Consider the following 15,995-nt stretch of genomic DNA (forward strand, 5'->3'; position numbering starts at 1 on the left):
TCTTGACGAAGCGGTGAACTGCTGAGTAGCGTCGCCTCACTATCTGGAAAGTTTCCTATCAATAAGGGAGACGCCACCATGAGGAGATCCATCCGCCGGGCGTTGTGGGCCGGCGTCGCGGCTGCGGTGGCCGTCGCCGTGGTCCCGATCACCGCGGCCCTCGGCGCCGGCAGCCTGACCACCACCTTCGCCTCCACCTCCGACTGGGGCTCCGGCCACGAGGTCAGGGTCACCGTCACCAACGGCACCGACGCACCGGTCGCCGCCTGGCGGATCGAGTTCGACCTGCCGGCCGGGACCACCATCGGCAGCTTCTGGGACGCCGACGTCACCCGCAGCGGCAACCGCTACGTCGCGGTGCAGAAGAGCTGGGCCGGCGCGCTCGCCCCGGGCGCCTCGGCGACCTGGGGCTACGTCGGCACCGGCGGCTACCGGGCCCCGGCGAACTGCACCGTCAACGGCGGTGCCTGCGGCGGTGGACCGACCCCCACCGCCACGCCGACGACGGTACGACCGACGACCCCGCCGCCGACCATGCCGCCGCCGACGACCCCGCCGCCGACCGACCCGGGCGCGCAGAAGGTGGTCGGCTACTTCGCCCAGTGGGGCGTCTACCAGCGGGCGTACCACGTCAAGAACATCCACACCAGCGGCTCGGCCGCCAAGCTGACCCACATCCTGTACGCCTTCGGCAACACCACCGGCGGCCGGTGCACCATCGGCGACAGTTACGCCGACTACGACCGGGCGTACTCGGCGGCGGAGAGTGTGGACGGGGTCGCCGACACCTGGGACGCCGGTGCGCTGCGCGGCAGCTTCAACCAGCTCCGCAAGCTCAAGCGGATGTACCCGCACCTGAAGGTGATCTGGTCGTTCGGCGGCTGGACCTGGTCCGGCGGCTTCACCCAGGCCGCGCAGAACCCGGCCGCGTTCGCCGAGTCCTGCTACAACCTGGTCGAGGACCCCCGCTGGGCGGACGTCTTCGACGGCATCGACATCGACTGGGAGTACCCGAACGCCTGCGGGCTGACCTGCGACGCCAGCGGCCCGAACGCGTTCAAGAACCTGATCTCCGCGCTGCGTGGCCGGTTCGGCTCGTCGAACCTGGTCACCGCCGCGATCACCGCGGACGGCAGCAACGGCGGCAAGATCGACGCGGCCGACTACGCCGGTGCGATCAACAACCTCAACTGGCTGATGCCGATGACGTACGACTACTTCGGCGCCTTTGCCGCGCAGGGTCCCACGGCCCCGCACTCGCCGCTGACCTCGTACGCCGGGATTCCGCAGCAGGGCTTCTGGTCCGACGCGGCGATCCAGAAGCTGCAGAGCAAGGGCATCCCGGCCAGCAAGCTGCTGCTCGGCATCGGCTTCTACGGCCGGGGCTGGACCGGGGTCACCCAGGCCACCCCGGGCGGTACGGCCACCGGGGCGGCGCCGGGCACCTACGAGGCGGGCATCGAGGACTACAAGGTGCTCAAGAACACCTGCCCGGCCACCGGCACCATCGCCGGCACGGCGTACGCGAAGTGCGGCAGCAACTGGTGGAGCTACGACACCCCGGCCACCATCGGCGGCAAGATGTCGTACGCCAAGAGCCAGGGGCTGGGTGGCGCGTTCTTCTGGGAACTCTCCGGCGACACCGGCAACGGCGAGCTGATCACGGCGGTCGCCAACGGGCTGCGATAGCCGGGAACCCGCCGGAGGACGTTTCCGGGGGCGGGTAGCGGGGGCCGACTCCGGCGGGACGCGGAGCCGGCCCCCGCTCGCTTCGAGGACGACCCGCGGCCGGAACGGCTCGTTCGCGGGAACGGCGGTGCCGTCAGGGCCGAATCCTTTTCACATGCTGCCAAGGGGGTCGGGCGGCCGGTTCCCCCGGGGTCCCGCCGGGCACGGTGGTCCCGCGCGACACCGCGCGAGGGGCGGAGGGGCGATGCCGACCGGGCCGAGCAGCGGCGAGTGGGGAAAGTCGGGGCCCACGGGTTGGGTGACCCGCTGGGTGCTGGGGACCGCGGTCGGGCAGGTCGTCTTCACCGGGACCGTGCGCCTCGTGCTGGCGGTGCTGATGGGTGCCGCGCTCGGCGGCCTGGTGGTCTGGCTCGTCCTGCGCCGTCGGCCGGCACCGCGGCCGGGCGTCGAACGCGTACGGCCGCGTTTCTCGCCCCGGGCCGACCGGTCCGGAAACAGGTACGGGCGGGCCCGGCCCCACCCCTAGGGTGGTCGGGTGGTCGCCGCCCTGGAGTTGTATCTCGACACCGACGCCACCCGACGGATCCGGGTGCTCTGGGACGCCCTGGAGTCCGAGGGTGTGCAGAGTCTCCGTTCGTTGCTCGGCCAGCGGCACCGGCCGCACATCTCCCTCGCGGTCGCTCCCCGGCTCGATCCGGAGCAGGTCGCCGAGGCCCTGGCCGGTACGGTGGTGGCCGCTCCGCTGCGACTGACCTTCCAGTACGCCGGCCAGTTCGTCGGCCGGGTGCTCTGGCTCGGCCCGACCCCGACTCCGGAACTGCTGGCCCACCAGGCGATGGTGCACGAGCGGCTGACCTGGGCCGACGTGCCGGTCAGCGAGCTGTACCGCCCCGGCCGCTGGGTGCCGCACTGCACCCTGTCGATGCGGGTGCCGAACACCCTGATGGCGGCGGCGGTGCGGCGCTGCCTGGAGATGCTGCCGCTCGAGGCGACCGTGGTCGGCGCGGCGGTGGTCGACCACGCCCGGGATCTCGTCCACCCGCTCGGCCCGTAGACAATGTCTACGGAGTACTGGTAGACACTGTCTATGACTCAGCCGGAGGGTGGTGCCCTGCGGGCTCGGCTGGTCCGGGCCGGGCTCGACCTGCTGGCGGACGAGGGCGTCGAGGCACTGTCGTTGCGGGAGATCGCCCGGCGGGCCGGTGTCTCGCACGGCGCGCCGCGCCGCTACTTCCCGACCCACCGGGCACTGCTCGCCGCGATCGCCGCCGAGGGTTATCGGGACCTTGGCCGGCGGGTCGCCGAGGTGGCCGGGGACGCCGCCGATCCGGACCCGTCGGTCCGGCTGCTCGGGCTGGGTCGGCTCTATCTGGAGTTCGCCCGCGCCAACCGCGGGATGTTCGAGCTGATGTTCCGGCACGACCTGCTGCGCGGCAACGACATCGGCCTGCGCGGGGCCAGCCGCCCACTCTTCGAGGTGCTGGTCGACCTGGTCGCGCGGGCCCGTCCGGAGCGGGACGGTGCCCCGCCGCCGGCCGTCTCCGCCGGTGCCCTCTGGGCGAACCTGCACGGCATCGCACAGCTCTGGCGGTGGGGGAGCCTTCAGATGACGGTCGGGACCGAGGAGGTCGAGCCGCTGCTGCGGGCGGCGATCGACGCCCACCTCGGCCGGCCGGTGCCGCCCACGCCCGCACCCGACCGGTACTGACCCGCGGAGGATCACGTGCTGCTCCAGGCAACCACCCGACTGCTGCTGGCCCCGTTGGCCCGGCTCGTGTTCCGACCGGTGATCGAGGGACGCGGCAACGTACCCCGGCAGGGCGCGGTGATTCTGGCCGCCAACCATCTGTCCTTTCTGGACAGCGTGGTGATCCCGCTGGTGGCACCCCGACCGGTCGCCTTCCTCGCCAAGGCCGAGTACTTCCGGCGGCCGGGGCCGCGGGGAGCACTGGTCCGCGCCTGTCTGACCGGCGTCGACGCGATCCCCGTGCCGCGCGGCGGTCACCGGGCGGCCCGGACCGCCCTGGACCTGGCGCTGGGCGTCCTTGCCGAGGGAGGCGCCTTCGGCATCCACCCCGAGGGCAGCCGGTCACGCGACGGCCGGATCTACCGTGGCCGCACCGGGGTCGCCTGGCTGGCCCTCGCCTCCGGAGCCCCGGTGGTGCCGGTCGCGGTGCTCGGCACCGAACGGATCCAACCCGTCGGGGCGCGCCTGCCCCGCCCTGGCCGGGTGACGGTGCGTTTCGGCACGCCGCTGCGGTTCACCCAGTCACCGGGCACCAGCAGCGGCCAGCTCCGGCGTGCCGTCACCGACGAGATCATGGCGGCGATCCGGGAACTCTCCGGCCAGGAGCCGGCCGACGACTACAACGAACTCTCGACCGCCGCCTGATCCCGCTATCCACCGGTCGGGTCGCCGGGAGCGACCAGCCCGGTCTCGTAGGCCAGTACGACGGCCTGGGCACGGTCCCGAAGGCCGAGCTTGGCGAAGATCCGGGCGACGTGCGTCTTCACGGTCGCCTCGCTGAGCACCAGCCGAGCGGCCAGTTCGGTGTTGGACAGGCCCCGGCCGAGCAGGGTCAGCACCTCCAGTTCCCGGGGCGTCAGCCCGGCGAGCCGCCGGTGCACCCGGCCCCGCCCACCGGTACGCCCGGCGCCGTCACCAGCCGACCGCTGCACCCCGCCCTGCGGCCCGCCGCCGGTTCCCCGGCCCGGCGCACCGCTGGCGCTGCCCGCCGGGTCCGGCCCGGCGACGGTGCCGGCGAAGCGTTCCACCAGGCGTCGGGTGATCGAGGGCGCCAGCAGGGCGTCCCCGGTGTTGACCAGCCGGACGGCGGCGGCCAGGTGTTCCGGGGTGACGTCCTTGAGCAGGAAGCCGCTGGCCCCGGCGGCGAGCGCGGCGTAGACGTACCGGTCCAGGTCGAAGGTGGTCAACATGATCACCCGACAGTCCGGGGACTGCGCCAGGATCCGCCGGGCCGCCTGGAGGCCGTCCATGTTCGGCATCCGGATGTCCAGCAGTACGACGTCGGGCCGCAGCTCGTGCGCTGCCGCCACCGCCTCGGCCCCGTCGCCGGCCTCGCCCACCACGTGCAGGCCACGTGCGGTCAGGATCATCCGGAATCCGGTCCGGACCAGCGCCTGGTCGTCGACGATCAGCACCCGGGGCGTCGGCTCGGCGGGATCCGTCACGGCCGGTCCAGTGGGATGCGGGCCCGGACCCGGTAACCGCCGCCGAGCCGGCGCCGGGCGTCCAGGTCGCCGCCGTAGACCGCGACCCGCTGGCGCAGCCCCACCAGACCCCGCCCCGCACCGGCCGCCCCGCCCGGTGCGGCACCCGCCGACCCGGCGCCGTCCACATCAGACGACCGGCTGGTGGAGCCCTTCGCGGGCCGCCCGCCGGAGAGCACGCTCGGGCCGGTGTTGAGCACCTCCACCCGCAGGTAGTTGTGCGCGTACCTGATGGTCACCTCGGCCTTCTCGCCGTCGCCGTGCCGCAGTGCGTTGGTCAGCGCCTCCTGGACGATCCGGTACGCGGTCAGGTCGATCCCGGCCGGCAGCGGGCGCGGCGCTCCGGAGATGCGTACCTCGACGGGCAGCCCGGCGAAGGCGATCCGGTCGACCAGCGGGCCGAGCCGGGCCAACCCCGGTTGCGGGTCCAGGCCCGACCGGTCGGCGACCGTGTCGTCCCCGTCCTGGGCCGGCGCGAGCAGGCCGAGCAGGTGCCGCAGCTCGGTCATCGCGTCCCGGCCGGCGGTCTCCACGGCGCGCAGCGCGGCGGCGGCCTCCGCCGGCATGCTGGCCAGCACCTCCCCGGCCGCCCCGGCCTGCACCACCATCAGGCTGACGTTGTGGCTGACGATGTCGTGCAGCTCCCGGGCGATCCGGGCCCGCTCCGCCTCGACCGCGACCCGGGCGGCGCTCTCCCGTTCCCGCTCCAGCAGCCAGCTCCGCTCGCCGAGCGTCCGGTGGTGCCGCCGCCGCGCCCGCAACAGCGCCACCGCCAGCCACGCCACGGCCACCACGGCCGCCGCGAGCGCGCCGGCCAGCCAGGCCGTTCCGGTTCCCGCCACGCGACCACCTTCGCAGTACCCGGGCCGATCCGCGTCATCCCCGGGCAGCAATGCCGTACATCCCCAGGATGACCTGGCCGGACGTTACCTCCCGGGGCTGATGCCGACCCGGCCCGCGCTGCCTAGGTTGATCGCCATGACCAGCGCAGAGAGCAGACCAGAGGTCGTGCGGCTGACCGGGGTGCGTAAGGAGTACGGCGACACCACCGCCCTGGCCGGGGTGTCGTTGCAGATCCGGGCCGGCGAGGCGGTGGCCGTGATGGGGCCCTCCGGGTGCGGCAAGTCGACCATGCTGAACATGGTCGCCGGGCTCGACCGGCCCACCTCCGGGGAGGTCGTCGTGCACGGCGAGGACCTCGGGCGGCTCGACGAGACCGGCCGGGCGCTGTTCCGACGCCGCCGGGTCGGCATGATCTTCCAGTTCTTCAACCTGCTCGACGACCTGCCGGCGCTGGACAACGTCGCGCTGGCCGCCCAGCTCGTCGGGGTACCGGCCCGGCAGGCGCGCCGGCGGGCGCTCGAACTCCTCGACGAACTCGGCATCGCCGACCGGCGCAACACCTACCCGGCGGCGCTCAGCGGCGGGGAGCGGCAGCGGGTGGCGGTGGCCCGGGCGCTGATGAACCGCCCCGCCCTGCTGCTGGCCGACGAGCCGACCGGCGCGCTGGACAGCTCGGCCGGCGAGCAGGTGATGGACCTGCTGCTCGACCTCAACCAGATCGGCCAGACGCTGCTGCTGGTCACCCACGACGAGCGGCTGGCCACCCGGTGCGCCAGCCGGCTGGTCGAGCTGGCCGACGGCCGGGTGGTCGGCGAACGCAGCCTGGAGCGGGCGGCATGACCGGGCCGGGGCAGCCGGTACCGTCCCGGGGGCGCGGTACCGGCGCGGTGTGGCGGGCCGCCCGGGCCGCCGTACGGCGCCGCAAACTCCAGACCGTGGTGATCGGGCTGGTACTCCTCTTCTCCTCCGCCACCACCGTGATGGCGCTGGGCCTGCTGGTCGCCTCCACCGCACCGTTCGACGACGCCTTCGCCCGGCAGCGCGGCGCGCACGCCGTGGCGACGTACGACTCCGCACGGGTCACCGGGGCGCAGCTCCAGCAGGCCGCTCGGCGGCCGGGTGTGGAGGCGGTCGCCGGACCGTTCGCGCAGGCCGTGCTGGAGGTGCCGCTGACCGCCCCCGGCGTGCTGGGCGGGCCGCTCAACGTGGTGGGCCGGGCGGACCCGGCCGGTCCGGTGGACCGGGTGGAACTCTGGGCGGGGCGCTGGCCCAGCGCGCCGGGGGAGATCGTGCTGAACGACACGCCGCCACCGGCGGACCTGGCCGGCTTCGGGTCGGAGCGCGGGCAGTCGCCGATCCTCGGCAGCACCGCCAAGGTTCCCGGCGGGCCGACGCTGACCGTCGTCGGGATGGCGTACAGCCTGGGCCGGACCGCCGACGCCTGGGTCACCCCGGAACAGGTGCAGGCGTTCCGGCCGTCCTCGATCCAGATGCTCTACCGGTTCGCCTCGGCCGGCACCGACGACGAGGTCGAGGCCGGGATGGCGACGGTCACCGAGGGGTTGCCGGCGGAGGCCCTGCTCGCCGCCCAGTCGTACCTGCTGATCAAGCAGTCGGTCGCGGCCGAGCCCGGGGTGTTCGTGCCGTTCCTGGTGGTCTTCGGGATCCTCGGACTGTTCGCGGCGGTGCTGATCGTCGGGAACGTGGTCAGCGGGGCGGTGGTCTCCGGCTTCCGGCACATCGGAATCCTCAAGGCGCTCGGCTTCACTCCGGGGCAGGTGCTCGCGGTCTATCTGGTGATGGTCAGCGTGCCGGCGGTGGTCGGGTGCGCCCTCGGCACCGTGCTCGGCAACGTCGGGGCGCAGCCGTTGCTGGACATGTCGTTCCAGGGGATGGGCTTCGGACCGGTCGGGATCAGTCCACTGGTGAGCGTGGCGACGCTGCTCGGGATGCCCGCCGTGGTGGTGCTCGCCGCGCTCGTCCCGGCGTCGCGGGCCCGCCGGCTCTCCGCCGTCGAGGCGATCAGTGCCGGCAGCGCGCCCCGGGTCGGCCGTGCGCTGCGGGTGCAACGGTGGCTCGGCGGTACCCGGTTGCCCCGCGCCGTCAGCCTCGGCCTCGGCCTGCCGTTCGCCCGGCCGGGCCGGACCGCGCTGACCATGTCGGCGGTGCTGCTCGGGGTGACCACGGTGACCTTCGCGACCGGACTGACCAGCACGGTCACCCGGTACGCGGACGCCACCGACGGCAACGACCACGTCGGGGTACGCGCCACCGACCCCGAACGGAGCAGCCTGCGTCCGCCGTCGGCGTTGACCGACCCGCAGATCGAGGCGCTGTTGCGAACGCTGCCCGGCACCAGGCGGGTGACCGTCAACCTGACCCTCGACTTCGCGCTGGTCGGCTCCGCCCAGCCGGTCGGGGTCAACTTCCTGCGCGGTGACGTCGAGACCCAGGGGTACCGGGAACAGGTGGTCGAGGGTCGCTGGCTCGCCGGCCCGGACGAGGTGGTCGCCCCGTCGGAGTGGCTGGGGGAGCGCGGCCTCTCCGTCGGCGACCGGATCGCGTTGGAGGCCGACGGCCGGCGGAGCACGGCGACGATCGTCGGCGAGACGATGGGCGGTGCGCCCGGACCACCCGGACTGCTCGCCGACTGGTCGGCGGTCGCCCGGCTCGCCCCGACGCACCAGCCCGGCAACCACGAGCTGCTCTACCAGGTCCAGCTCGCGCCCGGCACCGACGTGCCGGCGTACACCGCGGCGGTGCAGGCGGCTGATCCGGGGCTGGACGCCTGGGACAACGGCGGCACCAACAGCTTCACCGTGGCGGCGGTCAGCCTGGCGGCGGCGGTCACCCTGATGCTGGGGATCGTCACGGCACTCGCCGTGGTCAACACCGTGGTGCTGAACACCCGGGAACGCCGTCGTGACCTCGGGATGCTCAAGTCGATCGGGATGACCCCGGGGCAGGTGACGGTGATGATGGTGACCTCGATGACGGTGCTGGGGGCGATCGGCGGGCTGCTCGGCATCCCGGTCGGGATCGTCGCGCACCGCCTGGTCGTGCCGATCGCCTCCGGCGCGGCGCAGATCCGGGTACCGGACTCGGTGATCAACGTCTGGGAGGTGCCGCTGCTCGGCGTACTCGCCGTGGCGGGGGCGGTGATCGCGATGCTCGGCGCGCTGCCGCCGGCCCGCTCGGCGGCGCGACTGCCGATCGCCGAGGTGCTGCACAACGAGTGAACCCAGCGGTGGAGGGTGCCGGTGGCCCTGTCCACCGAACGGGGGCGGGTGGGGCAGCCGGGTTCCGGTTGCCCCACCCTCGGCGCCGCTCGGCCGACCGCCGGGACCGCCCCCGTCACCGGTCGGCCGCAGCCGTGCTAGCCGATGATCACCGGAGTGGGGTCGTAGATCTTCCACATCTGGTTGAAGGCGTTCCAGTCGGTGGTGGCCGAGATGCATTGCCACTGCTGCAACACCGCCTGTTGGGCGGGCTGGCCGGACGGCGCCGCCGCATCCAGACACATGCCGGTCTCGCGGTTCTTGATCAACACGAACCAGGAGCCGAAGCACTGACCCGTACAGGGCTTGTGGAAGACCTCCTGGGTGAACCACTCGCCCGGGGTGTAGCCGGCGGAGCAGTGCGGGTACTGGATGATCGGCGTGCCGTTGTCGTAGAACCCGGCACGCCAGTCCAGCATCAGGCACTGACCGGAGTGCCGGGCCCTGATCCGGAAGAAACCGCCCCCGCTGTCGAGCAGGTCGAACTCCTGCGAGGCGCTGGCGTTGTCCGGCCAGAGGAAGACACCCTGATGTGTCGCCGTCGAGGCCCACATCACGTCGGCGCGAAGGTTGCCGTAGCCGCTCACCAACTCGCGGCGGATGGTGTCCGCCTGCGCGGGTGAGGGCACGACCAGTACGAAGGAGGCGACCAGCAGGGCGACCGCCACGGCGAGGATCCGGCCGGGCCGGGTGACCGGTCGGGCGGGGCGTAGCCGGAGGGCGCCACCTCCGGCCGAGTCGGATGTGCGGAATCTGGCGCTGTGCATTCTTCCTCCAACGGGAATGCGGAAACTGACGGACGGCCCCTGCGCCGGCCTGGCCGGCCTGACCGCCTGTCCTCGACTCTCCGGCGTGGACGGACCGGTCGGAGGAATCCCGACCGAATCCGAACGCCGCCGGAGGAGGGCGAGCGGTATCCGAACGCGGCCGGGCGCGGCCGAGCGGCCGTGCGTTCGCCGGGTCGCCGGGTCGCCGGGTCGCCGGGCGAGACGGATACCGGGCACTGTCTCGCGGCCGACAGCCGGCGTGCCCCGGATCGATAACGTGAACGGTCCGGACGATGTCACCCGGCTTGGGAAGTGACGGATGCGACCAGCCCAGGAACTGGTGGAGACCTTCACGGTGCTGCCCGATCCCGGGCAGGCCGGCACCATCGACGGTCTCGTCGAGCGGCTGCGGTCGCTGAAGACCTGGGCGGGTGAACCGTCGTACGAATCGATCAAGGACCGGGTCAACGCGGCCTGGACAGCGGCCGGGCGACCCGCCGCCGAGCTGGTCGGCAAGACCACCGTGGTGGACTGCTTCCGGCTCGGCCGGCGGCGGTTGAACGTGGACCTGGTCGTCGCGGTGGTGCAGGCGCTGCATCCGGATCCGGGGTACGTGACGCAGTGGCGGCAGGCGCTCCAGGTGATCGGCGGGGAGATCCGCGCGGCGGGGCAGGTACGGGTGCAGGACGGGCTGCCGAAGGACCTCACCGGGTTCACCGGCCGTACCGCCGAGCTGGACCGCATCCGTCGTACCCTCAGCGGCGGCGACCGGGACGGCGGCGCGGCGGTGGTCTGCGCGATCGCCGGAATGGCCGGCGTCGGGAAGACCCAGCTCGCCATCCACGCCGGTCACCTGCTCGCCCGGGACGTGCCGCTGGACCGGGTGCTCTTCGTCGACCTGCGCGGCTTCCACCCCGATCCGGTCCAGCCGCCGGCCGACCCGGCCGCCGTGCTGGACGGGTTCCTACGCCTGCTCGGGATGCCGGGCCAGCAGATTCCGCACGACCTGCCGGCGCGGGTCGCCGCGTACCGGGAACGCCTGGCCGGCACCCGCACCCTGGTCCTGCTCGACAACGCGGCCGACGCCGGCCAGGTCCGGCCGCTGCTGCCGGAGACTCCGGGCTGCCCCGCGCTGGTCACCAGCCGGCGCCGTCTCACCGGCCTGCCGTCGGCGACACGGCTGACGGTCGACCTGTTCACCCCCGACGAGGCGTTGGCGTTCCTGACCCGGGCCGCACCGCGGACACCGGTCGGTCAGGATCCCGGCGCGGCGGCCCGGGTCGCCCAACGCTGCGGCCACCTGCCCCTCGCCCTCGGACTGGTCGCCGGACACATCCGTGGCACGCCCGGCTGGACGTTGACCGACCACGCCGAGCGGCTCGACGAACGCCACCACGACGGGCGGCTGGACGTCGGCATCGAGTTGGCGTTCGACCTCTCCTATCGGCACCTACCGGGGCAGGAGCAGCGGCTGCTGCGGTTGGCCGCACTGCATCCGGGTCAGGATTTCGACCTCCACGCCGCCACGGCGCTGGCCGACACCGACCTGGCGACCGCGCGGCGTCAACTGGACCGCCTCTGTGCCGACCACCTGTTGCAGCAGGCCACGGCCGGCCGGTACAGCTTCCACGACCTGGTACGCGGCTACGCGATGGGCCGGGCCAGGGACGAGGACCCGCCATCCGGTCGGCGCGCCGCGCTGACCCGCCTCTTCGACTTCTATCTGGCGGCAACCGCTGCCGCGATGGACATCCTGCTACCGGCCGGGGCAGGGGACCGACCCGAGGTCGCGCCGCCGGTCACGCCCCTGCCGGAGCTGGCCGGCCCGGAGAGCGCCCGTGGGTGGCTGGACACCGCACGCCCCACCCTGGTCGCCGTGGCCGCGCACACCGCCGGGCACGGCTGGCCCGCCCATACCACCCGACTCTCGGTCTGCCTGTTCCGCTATCTCGACGGTGGACACCACGCCGACGCGCTCGCCGTGCACGGTCACGCCCGGGACGCCGCGCGGCGTGCCGGTGACCCGGTCGGCGAGGCCCGGGCACTGACCAACCTCGGCACCGCGTACGTGCGGCTCGGCAGGTACGGGCCGGGGGCGACGCACTTCCGGCAGGCGTTGCAGCTGTTCCGGGAGGCCGGAGACCGGGTCGGCCAGGCCCGCGCCCTGACCAGCCTCGGCGTCGTGGAGCAGCGGTTGGGCAACTACCGGATGGCCATCGAGCACTACGAGCGGGCCCTGGTCGTCTGCCGGCAGGTCGGCGACCGGACCGGCGAGGCCCGGGCGTTGACCAGCCTCGGTGTCGTCGAGGAGCGGCTCGGTCGCTACGAGTCGGCGGCCGGCCATCTCGAACAGGCGTTGGCCCTGTGCCGGCAGGCGGGCAACCAGGCGGGCGAGGCCGCCACGCTGAACAACCTCGGCGACGTCGAACGGCGACTCGGCCGGTACGCCTCGGCGGCGGACCACCTTCAGCAGTCGCTGCGGCTGTTCCGGCAGGTCGGTGACCGCAACGGCGAGGCATGGACGCTGGACGGCCTCGGCACTCTCCACCTCCGCCTCGGCCGACCCGGTCAGGCCACCGACTACCACCAGCGCGCGCTGGAGATCTTCCGTGGGATCGGCGACCGGCACGGCCGGGCGTGGGCACTCAACGGCCTCGGCGAGGCCGCCCGCACCGCCGGCCGACCGGACGCCGCCGTCACCCACCACACCGCCGCCGTCGACCTCGGTGACCCTTGCCAGCAGGCCCGCGCGCACGCCGGGCTGGGGCACGCGTACCGCAGCCTCGGCCGGCCGGCCCTGGCCCGCCGGCACTACGAGCGGGCCGTGTCCCTCTACACCGAACTCGGCATGCCCGACGCCGACCAGCTCCGCCACCACCTCGACGCCCACCCCGACGCACCGGAGGAACGGGCACAGGAGGAGCGGGCGGCGGGGGACACCGCCCTCCGCTGACGTGACATGATCGGTCGGTGACGGACCGGTTCACCACGCACCTGCCGGTAGGGCAGCGCATGCCGTTCCCCGGCGCCGGGATGAAGAACGCGATCTGGAGCGACGAGCACTGGCGGGTGGTGCACAGCGGCGGCCCGACGTCGATCCCCGTCACGGTGCTGCTGATGGGTCGACCCGCCGGGATGATGCAGCTGCGCGGTACCTGCCTACCGATCTGGGAGGACGTACTCCCCAAGCAGGACGAGACGCAGTGGCGCGCGGTCATGCGTGAGTTGGGCGCCGCGCTCGCCGCTGACGGTGGCACCGCGCACTGACGTCAGGCGCGGTGCCGACCCGGGCGCGCGACCTGCGGGTCGGTTGGCGCCGGAGCCGGTACCGCCTCCGGGGAATCCGTGGCGTCGCCGGCCGAGTCGCGCCGGCCGTTCTGGTCGGGTCCGCCGTCGGGCGGCGGCGGCGAGAACGGCTCGACGGCCGCTGGCATCGTCACCTCGTCCAGCGCCGGATCGTCGGCCGGCACCGGCTGTCGGGGCGCCGGAGCACGCGGACGCGAGGGTGGCGGCAGGACGCCGACCGGGACGTACACCTGGGTCTCCACCGCTTCGGCCAGCAGCAGCGCCATGGCGACACTCGTCGGCCGGTCGGTCGGATCGGCACTCAGGCACTGCAGACACAGCTCGGCCAGGTCGGCGGGGAGACCGGCGACCGGCGGCAGCGGATCCGGTGGTCGGTAGACGTGGGCGAACGGCCGGTCCGGTTCCGCGCGTACCGGCCACGGCAGCCGTCCGACCAGGCTGAGATAGAGCAGTACGCCGACGGCGTACACGTCGGTGGCCGGGCTGACGCCGACCCCGTTGAGCCGCTCCGGGGCGACGAACGCCGGTGTACCCACCAGCTCGCCCCCGGTCAGCAGGTCACGCTCGCCGATCAGTGCCGCGATGCCGAAGTCGAGGACCTTCACCCCGGCCGGGGTCAGCACGATGTTGGCCGGCTTGACGTCCCGGTGCACGATGCCGCCCAGATGGGCCGTGGCCAGTGCGGCGCCCACCTCCGCGCAGACCCGCACCGCGATCCGCCAGTCGAGCGCCCCGGACCGCAGGTGCACGGCCAGCGTCTTGCCCTCCACCAGTTCCATCACGATGTACGGCGCCGGCCGGCCGTCCGGCAGGGGTGCCAGACCGAAGTCGTGCACGCTGGCGATGTTCGGATGAGCCAGCCGGGCCGCCGCGCGGGCCTCCGTCCGGGCCTGGTCCGCGATCGCCTGACCGGCCGCCGGATCGGCGTACGGCAAGGTGATGATCTTGACTGCGACCGGCCGGTCGAGCACCTCGTCGTGGGCACGCCAGACCTCCGACATGCCCCCTGCCCCGACCCGCTGATCGAGGCGGTACCGCCCGTCCAGTGTTGACATCCCGGTCCCCGACACCTCTTCCCCGCCGCCGGTCCGGATCGACGGCGGTCGGGGAGATCGGTACCCCGGGCACGCCCGGCACAAACCGCGATCTTCGGCATAACGGCCGGTCAGTAGCCCGATGCCGACGGTCCGACGGTCCCGTTTCGGCGTCGTCCGGTAACGGGCGACCACGGGCGACCCCCGGTTACCGGCAACCGCACCTGGGTAGGGGAAGGCGCATGGCGGAACTGGGTCACCTGTGGGTCGTCCGGCACGGGGAGAGCATCGGCAACGTCGCCGCCTCCCGGGCCGAGGCGTCCGGCGTCGAGCAGATCGACCTCACCGACCGGGACGCGGACGTACCCCTGTCGCCACTCGGCCGGGAACAGGCCGAGGCGACCGGACGGTGGCTGGCCGGGCTGCCGGAGCCGGCCCGGCCCGAGGTGGCGATCGTCTCGCCGTACCGGCGGACCAGGCAGACCGCGGAACTGGCGCTGGCCGACACCGATGTGCCGATCAGTTACGACGAGCGGTTGCGGGACCGGGAACTGGGCATCCTGGACCTGTTGACCAGCCACGGCGCGCAGGCCCGCTACCCGGACGAGATAGTCCGGCGGCGCCGGTTGGGCAAGTTCTACTACCGGCCGCCGGGCGGCGAGTCGTGGGCCGACGTGACCCTGCGCCTGCGCGCCCTGCTGGGCGACCTGCGCCGCGACCACGCCGGCCGGCGGGTCATCCTGTTCGGGCACGAGGCGGTGGTCCTGCTGCTGCGCTATCTCGTGGAAGGGCTGGACGAGGCCGGCCTGATGGAGGTGACCCGGTCCGCCACGGTGGCGAACTGCTCGGTCACCGGATGGGCCGACGACGGCCACGGATCGCTGCGGCTCGACACCTTCAACGACGTCGCCCACCTGGAGCGCCAGAGCACCCCGCCGACCGAGGAGGACGACATCAGTGCCGAACCGGTCTGAACCCAAGGTGATCACCCCGGGGCTGTTGCGCGACTGGGCGCTACCGGTCCCGCAGGGCGGCAAGGACTCCCGCGGCACGGTGCTGGTGGTCGGCGGCTCCCGGTTCACCCCCGGCGCGGTACTGCTCGCCGGGATCGCCGCGCTGCGCGCCGGTGCCGGGGTACTGCAACTGGCCGTTGCCGAGTCCACCGCGGCGGTGCTCAGCATCGAGGTGCCGGAGGCGCTGGTCATCGGTCTCGCCGAGACCGGCGACGGGGCAGTCGCCGGCCGGGTGGACAACCGGCTGGCCGAACTGGCCGGCGAGGCGCAGGCGATCGTCGTGGGACCGGGACTCAACGACATCGACGAAACCCGCGCCCTGCTGCGTGCGCTGCTCGAGGTCACCAACCCGGAGACCGCGCTGGTGATCGACGCCTACGCCCTCGGGGCGCTGAGCCACGAACCGGAGCTGCTCGCCGGACGGAACCGCCCGGCGGTGCTCACCCCCAACCTGACCGAGGCCGCACACCTGCTCGGCCGGACACCCGGCCGGGACGTGGACGCGGAGGCGGTGGCGGTGGCCCGCCGGTACGACTGCGTGGTGTCGCTGCACGGGCACATCGCCACCCCGGACGGCCAGGTGTGGCGGGAGGAGAGTGGCGACACCGGTCTCGGCACCTCGGGCAGCGGCGACGTGCTGGCCGGTGTCCTGGCCGGTCTGCTGTCCCGGGGCGCCGAGCCGGCGCAGGCGGCCTGCTGGTCCGCGTGGGTCCACGCGGTGAGCGGGCAGCGGTTGGCCCCCCGGTACGGGCGGCTCGGCTATCTGGCCCGGGAACTGCTCGACGAGGTGCCGCACACCCTCGCCCAGATCTGACGGGTGGCCGGGACGGTGGG

General features: G+C 73.5%; 15 protein-coding genes. 11 read left to right on the top strand and 4 right to left on the bottom strand.

Features of this window, described 5'->3' with window-relative positions; all coding sequences use genetic code 11:
• Positions 1–78: 78 nt before the first annotated feature.
• The 5 genes from V1634_RS10485 to V1634_RS10505 all read left to right on the top strand — a co-directional run bounded on the left by V1634_RS10485 (position 79) and on the right by V1634_RS10505 (position 4,081).
• Entirely contained in the window at positions 79–1,689 is a 1,611-nt protein-coding gene (locus tag V1634_RS10485) for a glycosyl hydrolase family 18 protein (RefSeq protein ID WP_331207559.1), read from the top strand.
• A 244-nt stretch (positions 1,690–1,933) separates the two neighbouring features.
• Entirely contained in the window at positions 1,934–2,215 is a 282-nt protein-coding gene (locus V1634_RS10490) for a hypothetical protein (RefSeq protein WP_331207560.1), read from the top strand.
• A 9-nt stretch (positions 2,216–2,224) separates the two neighbouring features.
• The gene (locus V1634_RS10495) at positions 2,225–2,743 is read left to right on the top strand and encodes a 2'-5' RNA ligase family protein (RefSeq protein ID WP_331207561.1); all 519 of its coding nucleotides are present in this window, start codon (positions 2,225–2,227) and stop codon (positions 2,741–2,743) included.
• A 33-nt stretch (positions 2,744–2,776) separates the two neighbouring features.
• The gene (locus tag V1634_RS10500; protein ID WP_331207562.1) at positions 2,777–3,397 is read left to right on the top strand and encodes a TetR/AcrR family transcriptional regulator; all 621 of its coding nucleotides are present in this window, start codon (positions 2,777–2,779) and stop codon (positions 3,395–3,397) included.
• Between the two features lie 15 nt (positions 3,398–3,412).
• A complete protein-coding gene (locus V1634_RS10505) occupies positions 3,413–4,081 on the top strand; it encodes a lysophospholipid acyltransferase family protein (protein WP_331207563.1) in 669 nt (222 codons plus the stop codon).
• Between the two features lie 5 nt (positions 4,082–4,086).
• On the opposite strand, the gene V1634_RS10510 is transcribed toward V1634_RS10505, so the two are convergent.
• Together V1634_RS10510 and V1634_RS10515 are read right to left on the bottom strand one after the other, a co-directional pair.
• Positions 4,087–4,806: a response regulator gene (locus V1634_RS10510; RefSeq protein ID WP_407951751.1), complete on the bottom strand. Its 720-nt coding sequence runs from the start codon at positions 4,804–4,806 to the stop codon at positions 4,087–4,089.
• Between the two features lie 71 nt (positions 4,807–4,877).
• Entirely contained in the window at positions 4,878–5,738 is an 861-nt protein-coding gene (locus V1634_RS10515) for a sensor histidine kinase (RefSeq protein ID WP_331207622.1), read from the bottom strand.
• Between the two features lie 160 nt (positions 5,739–5,898).
• Here V1634_RS10515 and V1634_RS10520 point away from each other — a divergent pair, with 160 nt between their 5' ends.
• Positions 5,899–6,603: an ABC transporter ATP-binding protein gene (locus V1634_RS10520; RefSeq protein ID WP_331207565.1), complete on the top strand. Its 705-nt coding sequence runs from the start codon at positions 5,899–5,901 to the stop codon at positions 6,601–6,603.
• Positions 6,600–9,002 (top strand): ABC transporter permease, encoded by a 2,403-nt coding sequence (locus tag V1634_RS10525; RefSeq protein ID WP_331207566.1) that lies wholly within the window; start codon positions 6,600–6,602, stop codon positions 9,000–9,002. The genes V1634_RS10520 and V1634_RS10525 overlap by 4 nt, the downstream gene beginning before the upstream one ends.
• Before the next feature lie 137 nt (positions 9,003–9,139).
• Here V1634_RS10525 and V1634_RS10530 read toward each other — a convergent pair whose 3' ends face one another.
• Positions 9,140–9,808 (bottom strand): RICIN domain-containing protein, encoded by a 669-nt coding sequence (locus V1634_RS10530; protein WP_331207567.1) that lies wholly within the window; start codon positions 9,806–9,808, stop codon positions 9,140–9,142.
• A 319-nt stretch (positions 9,809–10,127) separates the two neighbouring features.
• On the opposite strand from V1634_RS10530, the gene V1634_RS10535 reads away from it, so the two are divergent.
• Together V1634_RS10535 and V1634_RS10540 are read left to right on the top strand one after the other, a co-directional pair.
• Positions 10,128–12,761: a tetratricopeptide repeat protein gene (locus V1634_RS10535; protein ID WP_331207568.1), complete on the top strand. Its 2,634-nt coding sequence runs from the start codon at positions 10,128–10,130 to the stop codon at positions 12,759–12,761.
• Positions 12,762–12,778: 17 nt separating this feature from the next.
• Positions 12,779–13,075 carry a hypothetical protein gene (locus V1634_RS10540; protein WP_331207569.1) on the top strand — a complete coding sequence of 99 codons (297 nt, stop codon included), beginning with the start codon at positions 12,779–12,781 and terminating at the stop codon, positions 13,073–13,075.
• A gap of 2 nt (positions 13,076–13,077) precedes the next feature.
• Here V1634_RS10540 and V1634_RS10545 read toward each other — a convergent pair whose 3' ends face one another.
• Positions 13,078–14,169 (bottom strand): serine/threonine-protein kinase, encoded by a 1,092-nt coding sequence (locus tag V1634_RS10545; RefSeq protein WP_331207570.1) that lies wholly within the window; start codon positions 14,167–14,169, stop codon positions 13,078–13,080.
• 221 nt (positions 14,170–14,390) lie between these two features.
• On the opposite strand from V1634_RS10545, the gene V1634_RS10550 reads away from it, so the two are divergent.
• Complete coding sequence (locus V1634_RS10550) at positions 14,391–15,122, top strand: histidine phosphatase family protein (RefSeq protein ID WP_331207571.1); 732 nt, start codon at positions 14,391–14,393, stop codon at positions 15,120–15,122.
• Positions 15,106–15,975: an NAD(P)H-hydrate dehydratase gene (locus V1634_RS10555; RefSeq protein WP_331207572.1), complete on the top strand. Its 870-nt coding sequence runs from the start codon at positions 15,106–15,108 to the stop codon at positions 15,973–15,975. Before V1634_RS10550 ends, V1634_RS10555 begins: the two co-directional genes overlap by 17 nt.
• The last annotated feature ends 20 nt before the right edge of the window (positions 15,976–15,995 follow it).

Origin of the sequence: Plantactinospora veratri (assembly GCF_036421995.1) — a bacterium.
GTDB classification, from domain to species: Bacteria; Actinomycetota; Actinomycetes; order Mycobacteriales; family Micromonosporaceae; genus Plantactinospora; species Plantactinospora veratri.